Source organism: Grimontia sp. SpTr1, assembly GCF_947387585.1.
Lineage (GTDB): Bacteria > Pseudomonadota > Gammaproteobacteria > Enterobacterales > Vibrionaceae > Enterovibrio > Enterovibrio indicus.
Window position 1 is genome coordinate 855,260 of sequence record NZ_CANDOD010000001.1, and the last position, 15,621, is coordinate 870,880.

Genomic DNA, 15,621 nt, shown 5'->3' on the forward strand with positions numbered 1-15,621 from the left:
TTACTGATTTTAAAATTATCATCGCCCAACTCTGATCTTTTCTGATCGGCATTCGTATTGGGTTCCGCACATCAAACGCTATAAGAGTTATATGACTGATAAAACAATTGTGATCACTGGTGCTGGTCAACGTATCGGATTTGCGCTGGCGAGCCATTTTCGGACTTTGGGTCTTCACGTGATCGCGTCATATCGTTCGGAAAAACCCGGTGTGACTGCCTTGCGGGAAATGGGGGTCACTTGTATTCAGGCCGACTTTTCAGCCGATGGCGCTATCCATCAATTCGCAAGGGAAGTCGCTGAGCAGAACATTCAGATCCGTGCGTTGATCCATAACGCGTCAGACTGGAATGCCGAAAGTAAAACGGATGACTATGCCGCCCTGCTGGATGACATGATGCAGATACACGTTAAAACGCCGTATCTGCTTAACCTCGCCTTGTCTCCCTTTATGGCGACTGACTCAACGGCGGGTTCAGACATTATTCATTTTACGGATTACGTCGTGCGCAAAGGTAGCGAGAAACATATCGCCTACTCGGCAAGTAAAGCGGCATTGGACAATATGACGCTTTCCTTCGCACAGAAATTGGCGCCGAGTGTCAAAGTCAACAGCATCGCTCCAGCGCTTATCATGTTTAATGAAGGCGATGACGAGGCTTACAGAAAGAAAGCGTTGTCTAAATCACTGATGGCGATAGCGCCTGGCGAACAAGAAGTGGTGAACGCCGTCGAATTCATCATGAACAGTAACTACATGACCGGCCAAAGCATCAATTTGGATGGCGGTCGAGCACTCAAATAACTAACGGAGGCTGCGCTATGCAAAATGCCATTATCAAAATTACAAATCTTCGCCTGCGTACCTTTATTGGCTTCAACCCTGAAGAACAAGAGAAGAAACAGGACGTAGTACTAAATATTGAAATCCACTACCCAGGCGATAAAGCCTGTATGAATGACAATGTAGAAGAAGCACTAAACTACAAAGTGATTACCAAATCTATCATCGACCATGTCGAAAATGGCCGTTTCCTACTGTTGGAAAAATTAGTCTCCAGTGTGTTAGAGATTTCTCGCTCTCATCATTGGGTAACATTTGCCAGCGTCACAATAGATAAGCCACATGCCTTGCGTTTCGCTGACTCTGTGTCTCTAAGTTTAAGTTGGCAACAAGAAGAGTAATGTAGACAGAGTTCCATCGAAATTTTCGAATGACTCGTTCAGTTGTATCCGGTTCACCTACAGTTAATGATGATTATAATTCTCATTAACTTATTTGATTGGACACAAACGTAAGATGGAACAACCTTCGCAATACAATGCTGTTTTGCGCGCCATCCATTGGCTTACAGCCTTGGTCGTTATCGGCCTTTTTGCTGTTGGTCTATGGATGGTTGACCTCACTTACTACAGCACTTGGTACAAAACCGCTCCCTACTGGCATAAATCCATTGGCATTCTCCTTTTGGGTTTAACCGTATTCAGGTTGGTCTGGCGCACAATAAAAGGTACACCTCAAATAGTGGGGAATCGTCTCGAACGCGCGGGGGCCCATGCCGCTCACCATCTTATTTATGTGTTGTTGTTCGTTATTTTTGCATCTGGTTATCTGATCTCTACGTCAGATGGTAGAGCCATTGAAGTATTTAACTGGTTTGAAGTACCTGCTCTTGGAGAGTTATTCCCGGATCAGTCAGATATTGCGGGCGCAATCCACTACTACGCTGCCTTTACATTGATAGGTTTAGCTGTTCTTCATGCGGCAGCGGCACTTAAGCACCACTACATAGACAAAGACAATACATTACGGAAAATGATTGGAGACAAATCGTTATGAAAAAGACTCTTGCTGCTCTGGGACTGGCCGCGGCTACCATGCTGCCAACAATGGCGGTTGCCGACAACTATGTGATTGACACCAAAGGTGCTCATGCATCAATTAATTTCAAGGTGCCTCATCTCGGCTACAGCTTTATTAAAGGCCGTTTCAACGACTTTGATGGTGAGTTTTCGTATGATCCTGCCAATGTTGAAGCATCAACCGTTGTTGTCAATATTGATACTACCAGCCTGGATTCAAACCACGCAGAGCGAGACAAGCACATCCGTAGCGGTGACTTCATCAATGCTTCGAAATTCTCTACGGCGACGTTCAAGAGTACTTCAGTAAAAGACAATGGTGATGGTTCGATCACCATCAATGGTGACCTGACACTTCACGGCAAAACTAATCCTATCTCGATCGCTGCAAACTTCATTGGCGCTGGCAGCGACCCGTGGGGTGGCTACCGCGCAGGCTTTGAAGGCACTACTCGCCTTGAACTGAAAGACTACGGTATCGCGGTTATGGGCCCATCAAGCTACGTTGATATGGAGCTGCACGTAGAAGGTGTCCGCAAGTAATTCTGGTAAATCATAAAGAGAAAAATGGCAGGTTTTACCTGCCATTTTTTTACCTGTTAAGCACAAACGATACGAATAACAACTCTGATCACCATGCCCTCTCAGATCTGACTTCGATCACATAAATCACGTGCTTCAGAGCGTACAGTGTGGAGCTTATTTCCGGCTGTAGGGGGAATCATGTTCAATCCTATCCTGTTTAGACACCAGTTACATAAAATGCCTGAACTCTCTGGTTTTGAAGACAAAACTGGAAAACTGATTGCGGATACATTGCAAAGCTTTGGCTACGATCCTCAGGTTGGTATCGGTGGACATGGGATAGTATTACATCTCGACAGCGGCCAGCCAGGACCCCATCTTTTATTCCGCGCCGATACTGATGCATTACCCATTCATGAAGTGGCCTTACACAGTCATTGCTCTGGTAACGTCGGCGTCATGCACGCCTGTGGGCATGATGGTCATTCCGCCAGTTTGATGGCACTGGCTTACCGCTTGTCCAAATCGGACATCCAGCGAGGCAAAGTCACGCTTATTTTCCAGCCGTCAGAAGAAAATGGCCAAGGAGCCAGAGCCATGTTGGATGATGAAAGTTGGGATAAGGGAAAAGTCGATTATGCCTTTGGATATCACAATGTGCCGGGACACCCGCTAGGGCAAATCCTATGTCGGGAAAACACCTTCGCATGCGCGTCTGCAGGTGTTTCTATCACACTGAAAGGCAAAACAGCCCATGCAGCTTACCCAGAAACAGCGGTCAATCCGACTCCAGCCTTAAAAGCTCTGATGAATGATATTGAAAGACTGCCAACTGCTTTTCCAAGCAGCTTTGCGCTTGCAACCATCGTTCATGTCAGCCTGGGCCAACCAGCCTTCGGTACGACGCCGGCACAAGCTACTGTAATGGCAACGCTTCGAAGCGACAGCAATAAGTGTTTTGAATCTCTCTGCTATCAGGTTGAAAGCATGGCAAGACATTATTCTGAGCGGGATGGGCTTGAGCTCAACATTGAATGGTTCGATAAATTCAATGCCATCATCAATCACAGCGAAGCAAATATGCTTCTTAAGCAAGCATGTAAAGATCTGGGGTTTGTTCACAACGACCTCGATGTGCCAATGAGGTGGTCTGAAGATTTTTCAGAATATTCCCGAACCTGGCCATCAGCATTTTTCGGCCTTGGAAGCGGCGTTGATCATCCACCTTTGCACGATCCTCACTATGATTTCCCGGATGCCTTGATCGATGTCTCCAGTAAGATCTTTGAACAAATCATTCGGGATATGAACGGATTGAAATGTCAGGATTTTATTTAAGGTATCTAGGTCTGTTGAACGTCATAGAAGCATCCAAATAAAATCCACCTACAAAGCATGCAGTACTGCCATAGTTTCCTTAAGAGAATCAGATAAAAAGGCCTCGTATAAACGAGGCCTTGTCGGGATATAACGCTAAGGATTATAGAAGTTCCCAAGGACCCCAAGCAGATCCTGGTGCTTCACCTTTCGTCCACCACTTTGCTTTGTAGGTGCTGCCGTTATAGATAGCAACATCACCACCGTTGTAGACTTTGTCAGCGCTCCAGTCTTTTGCTGAACCATCATCAAACGCTTCCCATACTGCTGACGTTCCCGGCTCTTCGCCTTTGGTCCACCATTTAGCAGTATATTCAACGCCATTGTGGGTTACTTTATCGCCAGTGTTGTAAACCTTGTTTCGATCCCAGTTGCTGTCTACTGGCGTATACCCTTCAACGTTCACAACGACTGTTGCTTCAACAGTTTCTGCACCATCAGTCACAGTAACGACGACGTTAACCACGCTGTTTTCTGTTGAGTCTACTGTCGCCACAGATACTGTTGCGCTGTTACCTGTTTGAACCAGCTCTCCCGCAGATGCAGTAAACGTCAGAGAATCGCCTTCTGCATCAGTTGCTGAAAGGTCAATCACTGCGGTTTCACCTGCTTTGACAGAAACAGATGCTGGTGCAGTCAGTACTGGTGCAGTGTTAACCACATCACCTGAACCTTTCACATTCACCGTCACTGAACCGCTGTCAGATTTACGTCCGTCTGAAACTTTCACGGTCACCGTTTCAGTCAGGTCGACTGCGGTGTTTGGCGCTTTATACGTCACCGTTGCGGTACCATCACCGTTGTCGGTTACGTCGGCACCTTGTGCAGTGAACGACAGCGCGTCGCCGTCTGCATCAGTCGCTGACACAGTAAAGCTAATCACCGCCCCGCTCTCTGCATTTTGAGCACCTGGCAAGGCCAGAACTGGGGCTTCATTTGGAATGATATTCGCGCTGAACACCTGATCAATTTGCTCAGCCAACGGCGAACGGAGATTGGTACATTGCTTCAGCTTGGTGCCGTAGTTAACGAAAGTGCCTTCACACTGAATGTCACCGTGCACCTGCCATACAATGATGCCGCCCAAATCGTTATTAACGATGTACTCCGCTTTCTTACGAATTGAATCTGGATCGTCATAGCTCAGGAAATACTTGCCTTTCACTGCATATGGTACTTCCGCGTTTGCGTCCCACTTGTGTGCCCAACCTGGCTGTTTGATCAGATAGTTGTAGTTTGGTTGACCTTCGAACGCTTTCCAGTTTGTCAGGTCAACGGCAGAAACACTTGGGCCATCAACTGAGAAGTTCACATTACGTTTGTCAGTCGGTGCACCAAGGTAAGCTTCCGCTTCTGTTGTTTGAACACCACGGCCATAGAACGCAGCACCAAAGTTAATTTGTTTCGGGTTGATACCCTTAACGTTCACCATCCAGTTTTTCAAGGTATCGAGGTTTAACCCTTCAAACTCTTCTTCTGGATATGGGTATAGTGGAGAGTTATGACCGGTAACATTAGACCAACCACCATTCAGGTCGTAAGTCATCATGTTGAAGTAGTCCATTGAACGTTGCAGTCGCGCCCAATCGTAACCTTCCAATGCAGCTGGCACAGCTTTAAAAGCAGCTGTCAGAAGACGGTCTGGGCCAATACGTTCACGGATATCATCCATCAGCTGCTCGAAGTTTGCGTAGTCTGCATCCGTACCGGTGAAGTTCATGCCGCCAGAGCCCGGGTATTCCCAGTCGATGTCAATACCGTGGAAACCTAGGGCAATCAGTTTGTCGATGTCTTGCAGGAAGCGTTCTTTTTTGACTGGGTCAGCAGCCATTTCTGGGAAGTGCTTGGACATACTCCAACCACCGATAGACGCCATCACCTGTACGCCTTTTTCATTCGCCAAGTCGATTAAACCCGGTGCACCGCCCGCTTTTTTCAAAGGGATTGGCATTTGGCCAGTGATACCGGTTGGCGCATGCTTCCAACCGCGACCGTCTTTTACAAAACCTTGGGCCTGAACTTTTGCCAGTGCTTCTGCTTGCCAAGGTTCAGTTCCAGGGTATTCATGAATGTATTCCAACTCACCCCATAGGATGTGGAAGTCCCAGCTTGAATACACATCAGGGTGAAGCAGCGGGCCCGGCTCTTGAACCGCACCAGGCTGATAAATGCTCTTGTTGCGAAGGTCTCCACTGTGCAGGGAGCCGTCTTTCGCTACGCCGAAGAAAGAAAAGTTGAGGATGTTGTAGATGTCCATATCTACGTTGAGGTGTGTAGCTTCACCTTTTACGCTAAAACCAGCATCGGTTCCCTTCCATGCCTCCCATTGGGTTAGGTAGCCGATAACCGCTTTATCGTGCGATGGTGCAGCGGTAGCAGTCGCGGCAACGCCAAGCGCTCCGGCCACACATGCAGCAATCGCGGTGAACTTAAGTCCTTTATTCATATTATTTTTCTCCACGTCTTGGGTGTTGGTGTTTTCCTTCGGATTTACTCTTCCACCACTTAATTTCTGACGCGAATGAAAATCGCAAACTTTGGTATCGTGCTTCGGAATGAATTTAATTAATTACATTTTTTGCGGAAATTTTTTGCATGAAGGCATCATGGTTCACAAGTTTTGGCTGGTAGGTTTCCGCACAGCGGACTGTATGTAATTTCTTTATAATTCAATGAGATTGAACAAAGATCACAGTAGGGAGTCACAGGCGAATTAAGTTTGAAGAAAAAAAATCTCCGCCAGTCCAAAACATGGCGGAGACAAGCAACAAGGAGAATGCGCTAACTAATTCATCTCCTTTCGGAGATAGTGAGTGTAAGCCGTGCTGTGGAGCACAAATTCTATATAGCAAACACCGTACCAATTATTAAATTGCCCTCTAAGCTGGGAAATCTATTATTTTCAGTTGTTTACAATCGCGAAAATGATTTCATTTGGGGCAAGAGTTGCACCAAAGCAATGCACCATAGCCAAACAGGACGAGGATGTAATTCCATGTATTCCAATTCGTTACTGAGTTCTGGATAATGAATGCTATCCACTGGCGCAGCCAGGTCACCAACTGAGAGAGTTACAATGGATTTCGCTTTACCCCTCGTCATCCTCGTGATGATTGTTTTCATTATCCTTATCCGCCAAAAATCGAAAAAAGCGGCTGAAGAAAACAAGAAAATCGGTGCAGAGTTCCTCGCTAAAAACGCCAAGGAAGAAGGTGTTGTTACCACTGACTCTGGATTGCAGTATCTGGTGTTGGAGGAAGGTGAAGGAGATACGCAACCTTCGGCCACATCTCGTGTAAAAGTGCATTATCACGGCACCTTACTTGATGGTTCAGTGTTCGACAGTTCAGTCCAACGTGACGAACCCATCGAGTTCGGTTTAAACCAAGTCATCAAAGGCTGGACCGAAGGCGTTCAATTGATGAAGAAAGGCGGCAAAACGCGCTTCTTCATCCCTGCCGAGCTGGCTTACGGCAATATGTCAGCAGGTTCGATAAAACCAGGTTCAACTCTGATATTCGAAGTAGAACTTCTCGATTTCAAATAATCAATATCCGACATAGCAGAAGGCCGCGTTTATCGCGGCCTTCTTTTTATCGCTCTGCTGGTTGTAATTGTTTGCCCCCAGTCGCCTCTGTGTGCTCCTTAGACCAAGCAATAGCTTCATCAAGCGGTAATGGGCGTGAGAAATAGAATCCCTGGCAGATATCAATGCCACAGCTTTCTACGAACGTTTTTTCCGTTTCAGTTTCAATGCCCTCAGCAACCAATGCACAACCTGTTACTTCACTGATTTTGGCTAACAGTTGATAGAGGTTTTGCCCTCTTTCTTCTTTCACGTTCAACAACAGAGAACGGTCCAGTTTCACCTTGTCGAAGTTGTATTTCAGCAAGTGAGGGAAAGACGCGTAACCAGAGCCAAAGTCATCAATCGCGACTTTCACACCAAGGCGTTGCAGCGCGTCAATGTTGCGGCTGATCTGTTCATGGTCTTCAAGAAGGGCTTCTTCTGTTATCTCGATTTCCAAGGAGGTTGCTGGAATTTTGTAGTAATGCAGCCTTTCCGCAATGCTATCGACAATATCTCTGTCTGAAATCGATTCTGCGGAAATATTCACTCCCACCTTACAACGTTCGAGTAGAGGTAATGTCTTCATATCTGCTAACACGAGATCGATCACCATCTCATCGAGCTGCTTAATCGCGCCCAACATTTGAAAGTCGTTGATGAAAGTCGGAGGTATCATGTTTCCCTGTTTATCACGGTATCGAACCAATGACTCAAATACCAAGTGAGAGCAGTCTTTCACATTCACTTGAGGCTGATAGTACATCACGAATTCACCGCGATTCATCATTTTGCTGATGCGCTGGCTGACTTCATGTTTACTGATATAACTCCCCATTGACTGATTCACATCCCCTAAGAATGACTTCAGGGTACTGCGCTCAATTTCCATCTTGCGGAGGATACCTTTACTGTCTGTGGAGCTTTTGCCCGCATAGTTCAGATAGAAAGGACGGTAAATCAACACACCCAACCCAATCACGACGATCTGGAGTGCTGTACCTGCAACGCTGTTTTGGGTGGCCAAATATCCACTCAAGAATGGCGGCGTCATCCAATCAACAATGGTGCTAACAGGGTTAACCAATCCCAAAGCCATAACGCTGTAAACCAGAATGAAGCTTGCCATGGGTACCAAAACAAACGGCAAAATCAGCGTCGGGTTAAAGATAATTGGCAACCCAAACAACAGCAGTTCGTTAATGTTAAACATCACCAACGGTAGCGCTGAAAGCGCCAACGCAATGTGCCTTTTCTCTCTGGAAAAAAGCAGGATACACAAAAGCAGGCTTAGCGAGTTGCCAGAGCCGCCGATGGCAAGAAACGCATCATAAAAACCTTGGCTAAGAATATTCAGTGGTTCTTCACCAAACTGCCACGCCGCAATGTTCTGTTGAGTGTCTTCGAACAGTTGCTGTTTGGCGCGAAACAGAAAGTTATGACCATTAATCCCCACTGAACCCAAAAGACCTAGGACAAACTGATACGCCAAGCCACCAGCAAACGTGAGTGGGTCTAAGCTGAGATGATCTTTAAACAGCGTCGAGCTTTGCATGATGCTGCCTGTCACGCGGCTAAAAAATATGGTCAACAGCAGAAAGCCGAAAAAGTGAGCCGCTTGCTTATAAAGCGCACTAACAAAATCAAGTCGCGATGGGTCGAGTGGATATATTCGTGCAGAAACACAGCAAATAGCAGCAACTACCGCTGTTAGCAAAGCAACAAGCGGGTTATTCGGCAAGCCATTATCAGCCACTAACCCATTGGACAGAGAAATCGCAATAAACATTACCAACGAATAAGGCACCACAACCATAGGGTTTACGTTATGCTTCGTCGACAAATAATAAGTGGTAATAATACAAAGCGCGGTTGGATATATTCCAATCAGCAAATTTGAAAAGTAGAAAAACTTTTGCGCAATATCAGGCATTGCCGCAAAGTTCAAAAAATGGCCTACAAATATCGAAATCGCATTACAAATGGTCAGAGGGAGCAGAAGCAGGAAGACGATTGAGATGTCACGAACATAGGTATCGTAACAAGACCTTAAAGAAGGCAGTTTCCACATATTGATGAATTGGTTCTCGGTTCAAGGCCAAAAAAGATGCCGGATTATATATGTGGGATTAAATGCTCTCAATTAAAAATAGATGGAAATCTAATATTAATTCAACGAAAAGATTTTTGCTTACTGTTAATAAATATAATTATTCGTAACCAACCAAAAACATTAACAGCGAGGCTATTTAAATAGACATCGCCGTCAATGATATTACATACTAATAGTTAATTTATTTCGTCAACTCAGTTAAAAACATTTGTTTATTTTGAGAAATATATTGAATATCTCTCTCGTAGGCTAAGTGGTGTCCATCTTCTAAGTTCTGTTGAAATGCCTCGTTCCCCTTTCCAGCTTCTTCTCGCATAAACGAAACCAAAGCCTGCAATCTTTCGATCATGACATCAGGCAAATTAATTAACATATCTTGGGTCGCACCATATGCTTTGCAGAACATGCGCGATCGGGCGATCTGATCATCCAATGTCCCCATTTTATCGAATTCATGGGTCTTAAAAGGTGCCCAACAATAGATCGCGTAGGCTAAATCCCAGACTCTCGGTGCAGGATGTGCAGTATCAAAATCAATGACACCCACTGCTTCTTGCCCATTAAGAACGAGGTTGTATGGCGCGTAATCGCCGTGGCAAATCACTTCAGTTGGTTCGCGTGCTGGAAGCATCCAGGATTCATTCCCTTTCAAACTATCGATATAAGAAGCTGACGCATCGTGCATTTGTCTCAGTAACTTTGCCGCACTTGTTAACGCCTGTTTAGATGCAATATTGCCTATAAGCGGATAGTTATAAACCTGACCTTCAACAAAACTGACCATTTCATGTTCATGGTCGAGCGCAATGGGTTTAGGACAGTGATGAAAGCCTTGCAGATGAAGGTGGTTCAAGAGGCTATGAATCGTCTGGGTCGTTTTATTAGTAGGTCGGATTACTTGATTGCGAACCCGATAAATACCTTCTCGACCGCCGGGGAGTTTTTCCATATTAGGCTCCGTGTTTGGCGTTCAACGACATATCAGAGGGTAAGCATGGGAATAAACAGAACAACAAAGCTCACCATGATGGATCGCGTCATCACCAGATAAAATTAAGCGTAAAAACAAAGGCATAAATTTAAGGTGATTAGCAATTCAACATTGGCATTCGCTCCATCAGTTCAGAAAGATGCAAGAGCAAGGATAGTATCGAATTTTATCTGCTATATCTTTGAACCGTATCGAGTTCGATAAAAATTCGCTCTAATTTTTATCGATTGATTGCAAAGATCAGAAATTCCGCAGTCACGTATCAATAATGAGAAACCCAGATTTTCAGCCGTGTCGAGCTACGATTAATGCTCATAAGCACAAACTATTGAGTAATTTATTATTGACTGTTTTTTGAACAGTGGTGTAAGTGTAAGTAATGAGATGCAAACAACTTGCGTTACATAGCAATAGAGAAAGGTGACAAAACTAGCAGCGCACCCGCACAGCAAAAATGAAAACGGGTAGCGCAAAGCTGAGAGGCAAAACAGTTATCTGGTCTGAGCGATAAGTCGCCCCAACAAGACCCATAGCGATAACTGGCGATGACTCTGTATGTCAACGTTCGTCCTGTATGGGCGGTACCAAAAGGAGCATGGGGCATGAGTGACGTTGTGCTTAATTTTACGCTTGATGAGTTCAGCGTCCGGCTGGCAAAAGTTCGTGCGGCCATGGAAAAGCGTGAATTGGATTTACTCATCATTCACGACCCTTCAAACATGGCGTGGCTAACGGGTTACGACGGTTGGTCTTTTTACGTTCCTCAATGTGTCGTTATTGGCCATGCCGGCGAGCCACTATGGTTTGGAAGAAATCAGGATGCCAATGGCGCTCGGCGTACTGTCTACATGAGCCACGAGAGTGTTGTCGGCTATCCCGACCACTATGTGATGAACCCTCCCCTCCATCCGATGGAATATCTCGCCAACGCTGTTTTGTATGAAAAGCTTTGGGACCGAGGCCGTATCGGGGTGGAGAAAGACAACTACTACTTCAGTGCCACGGCCTATGAATCTCTGCAGGAAAATCTTCCTAATGCCTCCTTTGCGGATGCAACAGGGCTAGTGAATTGGTGCCGCGCAGAAAAATCAGACCAAGAGCTTTACTACATGCGCGCTGCAGCAAGAATTGTGGAAAACATGCATCGCGTGGCTTTCGAACTTATTGAGCCCGGGCTGCCAAAACATATTCTTGTCGCGGAAATCAACAAACATGCGGTCATGGGACATGATGGCCACTTTGGTGACTACTCTGCGATTGTACCGCTTTTGCCTTCCGGTGTAGACGCATCAGCGCCTCATTTGACCTGGGATGACAGGCCATTCAAATCCGGTGAAGGCACCTTTATCGAAATGGCGGGGGTTCATCGCAGATACCACTGCCCACTTTCCCGCACCATCTATCTCGGTGAGCCGGAAGACCACTTCAAACGTGCCAATGACGCGCTCAATGAAGGCTTGGAGGCCGGTATGGCAGTCGCCAGGCCCGGTAACACCTGCGGTGATATTGCGGCGGCGCTGAATGCCACAATGGAAAAATACGGCTTTGACCGCGGAGGTTCGCGCTGTGGGTACCCTATCGGACTTAGTTATCCACCTGATTGGGGCGAAAGAACCATGAGCCTGCGTCCAACCGACAACACGGTATTGAAAGAAGGTATGACGTTCCATTTTATGCCGGGATTGTGGATGGATGATTGGGGAATGGAGACCACAGAGAGCATCGTGATCACAAAACACGGCGCTGAGACACTCTGTGATTTCCCGCGACAGCTATTCATTAAGCATTGATTCAAAAAATCGGGATGATCTGTTATGCCGAAACTTCCGCCCAGTTCAGTATCTGCCACTGTCGATTTTGATGCCGACGGTGTTCAGCATGGATTTCTGAAACTTCCCTATTCCCACAACGACTCGGCTTGGGGCGCGATAATGACACCCATCACCGTCATTAAAAACGGAGATGGACAAACTGCGCTTCTGACCGGCGGTAATCATGGCGATGAATACGAGGGAATCACCTCGCTGTTAAAGCTCACCAGTAAGCTCAAGCCGAAACAAATTCTGGGACGGGTCATCATCATCCCAATGATGAATGCGCCAGCGGTTCAAGCATCGGCGCGGGTTTCACCGATTGATAATGGCAATATGAACCGCGCCTTTCCCGGTCATCCCTATGGTGGGATGACTGAACGCATGGCGGATTATTTCACCCGTCATCTGATCCCCATGTGTGATACGGCATTAGATATTCATTCCGGTGGCAAAACGCTGGATATCATTCCTTTTGCTGCTGCCCACCGCTTAAAAAACAAAGCGCAGGAATTTCGCTGTATTGAGGGAGCACGTTTGTTTGGCGCGCCTTATACCTTCTACATGGAGGAAATGGACCCCACCAAGCTTTACGATACCGCTGTCGAATCCAACGGTAAGGTGTTTGTCACCACAGAACTTCGCGGCGGTGGCACCACCACACCCGACACCATCGCGATAGCAGATCGTGGCATCCACAACTTTCTGGTTTACAGTGGCATCTTGCAGAAAAACTATATTGATCCGCCAAGTGACCCCGTCTCGCTGGAAATTCCAGACAAAGACGCATACCTACAAAGTGAACACAACGGCATTATGGAAATGTGTGTAAGCCTGGGTGATGAGATCAAAGAAGGCGACCTGATTGCACGTATTTATTCCACCGAGCGAACAGGACAAACACCTGCTTATTATCGCGCTACCGCTGAAGGCATTCTGGCGGCCAGACGGCACGTCTCGAACATCAGTATCGGCGATACTTTTGCGGTTATCGCCAAAACTGTTGAATAAAACTCGCTTCCCCCCCAGTCTATATGCCACGCTTATATGCGTGGTTTTCTTTATTTTTCTGGGAGTAACGATGAAGCTTGATCGATATGACATCAAAATTCTGCAAATCTTATCCAGAGATGGAAGGATCACTAAATCCAATCTCGCAGAATCCATAAACTTGTCGGTCAGCCCTTGCTGGGAACGTGTTAAACGCCTTGAAGAAGCAGGCATCATTGAAGGCTATGGTGCCAAAATCAATGCCGACATCTTTGCCAAAAAAACACCTGTGATGGTCGAGGTGACACTCGGCAAGCACCATGCAACCAGTTTCCAGCGTTTCGAACAAACCATGCAGGATTGCCCAGAAGTAGCGGACTGTTTCGCCACAGGCGGTGGAGTAGATTACATCATCCGTGTCATGGCAAAAGACATCGACCAGTACCAACGCCTGATTGATAGCTGGCTGATGTCAGATTTAGGCATAGAGCGCTACTACACCTACATCGTTACCAAAACCATCAAACAGACACCGCAATCACACGATATCGACGACAACCCTGTCGAATAACCGCCATTAAATACTATTTATATTCAGACACTTACAATTATCACAGAAAAAACACTAAGTTTTTGGCTGAAAATCCGAAAAATCTCCAACCATAACCCCCTCATACAGAAAACCCATTCCCAGATGCTGGCTTAGAGTTCTACTGAGAACATCATTTTGCTTTGGGAGGTCAACGTATGGCCGCATTGAATTTGCCCCATGATGGTAAAGCGACGGATGCCGTGCTCAACCACTTGCGTGACGCACGCCTGTTCCGTCAACTTGCCTACATCAATGGTAAGTGGGTCGCAGGTAACAAAGATATCGCAGTATCCAATCCAGCCGATGATGATGTGATTGGTTATGTCACCGCACTTCGAAAATCGCAGATAGATAGTGCTATTAATGTCGCAGACAAAGCGTTCAAAAAATGGCGCGCGCTATCCGCAGAACAACGTGCCACTAAGTTGATGGCTTGGCACGACTTATTACTCGATAACCGAGAAGATCTCGCTCATTTGATGGTGCTGGAACAAGGCAAAACCATTGATGAGGCTCGCGGAGAAATCGATTACGGCGCTTCCTTTGTCAGTTGGTTTGCTGAAGAGGCTAAACGTGCATATGGCGAAACTATGCCAAGCCATATACCCAATGCACAATTGGCTACATTGCGTGAACCTATTGGCGTCGCTGCCCTTATCACACCGTGGAATTTCCCCAATGCGATGATCACGCGAAAGGCTGCTGCGGCACTCGCGATTGGTTGTACCGTAGTGGTGAAGCCCGCAAACGAAACGCCTTTCTCTGCCCTCGCTTTGGCTGAATTAGCAGAGCGCGCAGGTATTCCAGCCGGCGTCTTCAATGTTGTCACTGGCGATGCACCGATGATCTCCGAAGTGCTGTGCGCTTCAGAGAAGGTCAAAGCACTCTCGTTTACCGGCTCAACAAGGGTCGGGAAACTACTGCTTCAACAAAGCGCAAACACAGTGAAAAAGTGTTCGATGGAGTTGGGCGGTAATGCCCCTTTCATTGTGCTGCCTGACATGGACATCAAACAGGCAGCTAAAGCGGCGATTGATGCCAAGTTCCAAACCTCCGGGCAGGATTGTCTGGCGGCGAATCGCATATATATACCTCGCCAACATTACGATGCATTTATCGATGCTTTCGCCACCGAGATGCAAAAACTCCGTGTGGGTAACGGCATGCAGAAAACCACGGACATTGGCCCTCTCATCAATGCTCAGGCAGCCGAGAAAGCTCAAATGCTGGTAGATGACGCACTCGCGAAAGGCGCGACCTTGATTGCCACGAGCCACAAGAAAGTGCCTGGGGCGAATTTCTTTAACCCAGTGCTACTCACCAAGGTCACACCCGAGATGGCGGTATTCCGCGAGGAAAACTTCTGTCCGGTGGCGGGTGTACTCGCCTATGACGATTTGGACGTCTTGATTGAGTCCGCGAATGACACTGAATACGGCTTGGCGGCTTATATCTATGGCCACGATATTCGCGACATCTGGAAGTTAATGCGGGGCCTTGAGTTCGGCATGGTCAGCGTCAATAGCGTCAAGATGACGGGACACCCTATTCCCTTCGGCGGGATGAAGCAATCCGGTCTTGGACGCGAAGGCAGCCGCCACGGCTTCGATGAATACAGCGAAATTAAATACTATTGTCTGGGCGGTCTCGACACTGCCAGCGGATGCTAGGGGCTGTTGACCTTTGGTGGTTAAATTTTGTTCTAGCTGTAAGCGTTTTAGGCGCGGCGAGGTGTGTGCCGCCTAGTCATTCTAAGCAAATACACCTCAACAAAGCATAAAACGCTTACAG

At 46.8% G+C, this 15,621-nt stretch carries 13 protein-coding genes; 10 read left to right on the plus strand and 3 right to left on the minus strand.

Translation table 11 applies throughout. The features are described 5' to 3' along the window. Nucleotides 1–91: 91 nt before the first annotated feature. The 5 genes from folM (at nt 92) to QL223_RS04115 (ending at nt 3,726) form a co-directional block, all read left to right on the plus strand. Nucleotides 92–805: a dihydromonapterin reductase gene (gene folM, locus QL223_RS04095; RefSeq protein WP_002535748.1), complete on the plus strand. Its 714-nt coding sequence runs from the start codon at nt 92–94 to the stop codon at nt 803–805. A 17-nt stretch (nt 806–822) separates the two neighbouring features. Further along, nucleotides 823–1,185: a dihydroneopterin triphosphate 2'-epimerase gene (gene folX, locus QL223_RS04100; RefSeq protein ID WP_002535747.1), complete on the plus strand. Its 363-nt coding sequence runs from the start codon at nt 823–825 to the stop codon at nt 1,183–1,185. 115 nt (nt 1,186–1,300) lie between these two features. Next, entirely contained in the window at nt 1,301–1,840 is a 540-nt protein-coding gene (locus QL223_RS04105; RefSeq protein WP_002535746.1) for a cytochrome b, read from the plus strand. Then, the gene (locus tag QL223_RS04110; protein ID WP_002535744.1) at nt 1,837–2,406 is read left to right on the plus strand and encodes a YceI family protein; all 570 of its coding nucleotides are present in this window, start codon (nt 1,837–1,839) and stop codon (nt 2,404–2,406) included. The genes QL223_RS04105 and QL223_RS04110 overlap by 4 nt, the downstream gene beginning before the upstream one ends. A gap of 180 nt (nt 2,407–2,586) precedes the next feature. Beyond that, nucleotides 2,587–3,726, plus strand: a complete 1,140-nt coding sequence (locus QL223_RS04115; protein WP_281543978.1) for an amidohydrolase — start codon at nt 2,587–2,589, stop codon at nt 3,724–3,726. Nucleotides 3,727–3,868: 142 nt separating this feature from the next. Here the strand turns inward: QL223_RS04115 and QL223_RS04120 are convergent, their stop codons facing one another. Beyond that, nucleotides 3,869–6,211 carry a glycosyl hydrolase family 18 protein gene (locus QL223_RS04120; RefSeq protein WP_281543979.1) on the minus strand — a complete coding sequence of 781 codons (2,343 nt, stop codon included), beginning with the start codon at nt 6,209–6,211 and terminating at the stop codon, nt 3,869–3,871. Nucleotides 6,212–6,874: 663 nt separating this feature from the next. Between QL223_RS04120 and QL223_RS04125 the strand changes: the two genes are divergently transcribed. Beyond that, nucleotides 6,875–7,312: an FKBP-type peptidyl-prolyl cis-trans isomerase gene (locus QL223_RS04125; RefSeq protein ID WP_281543999.1), complete on the plus strand. Its 438-nt coding sequence runs from the start codon at nt 6,875–6,877 to the stop codon at nt 7,310–7,312. A 46-nt stretch (nt 7,313–7,358) separates the two neighbouring features. Here QL223_RS04125 and QL223_RS04130 read toward each other — a convergent pair whose 3' ends face one another. Both QL223_RS04130 and QL223_RS04135 read right to left on the minus strand, forming a co-directional pair. After that, entirely contained in the window at nt 7,359–9,404 is a 2,046-nt protein-coding gene (locus tag QL223_RS04130; protein WP_281543980.1) for an EAL domain-containing protein, read from the minus strand. Between the two features lie 223 nt (nt 9,405–9,627). Further along, the gene (locus QL223_RS04135) at nt 9,628–10,395 is read right to left on the minus strand and encodes a phosphotransferase (protein ID WP_281543981.1); all 768 of its coding nucleotides are present in this window, start codon (nt 10,393–10,395) and stop codon (nt 9,628–9,630) included. Between the two features lie 644 nt (nt 10,396–11,039). Between QL223_RS04135 and doeA the strand changes: the two genes are divergently transcribed. From doeA to QL223_RS04155, 4 genes are all read left to right on the plus strand, one after another. Further along, on the plus strand, nt 11,040–12,227 hold the full coding sequence (gene doeA / locus QL223_RS04140) for an ectoine hydrolase DoeA (RefSeq protein ID WP_002535736.1): 1,188 nt from the start codon (nt 11,040–11,042) through the stop codon (nt 12,225–12,227). 24 nt (nt 12,228–12,251) lie between these two features. Next, complete coding sequence (doeB, locus tag QL223_RS04145; RefSeq protein WP_281543982.1) at nt 12,252–13,259, plus strand: N(2)-acetyl-L-2,4-diaminobutanoate deacetylase DoeB; 1,008 nt, start codon at nt 12,252–12,254, stop codon at nt 13,257–13,259. A 70-nt stretch (nt 13,260–13,329) separates the two neighbouring features. Beyond that, nucleotides 13,330–13,809, plus strand: a complete 480-nt coding sequence (locus tag QL223_RS04150; RefSeq protein WP_281543983.1) for an Lrp/AsnC family transcriptional regulator — start codon at nt 13,330–13,332, stop codon at nt 13,807–13,809. A 176-nt stretch (nt 13,810–13,985) separates the two neighbouring features. Continuing rightward, entirely contained in the window at nt 13,986–15,500 is a 1,515-nt protein-coding gene (locus QL223_RS04155; protein WP_281543984.1) for an NAD-dependent succinate-semialdehyde dehydrogenase, read from the plus strand. Nucleotides 15,501–15,621 lie beyond the last annotated feature (121 nt).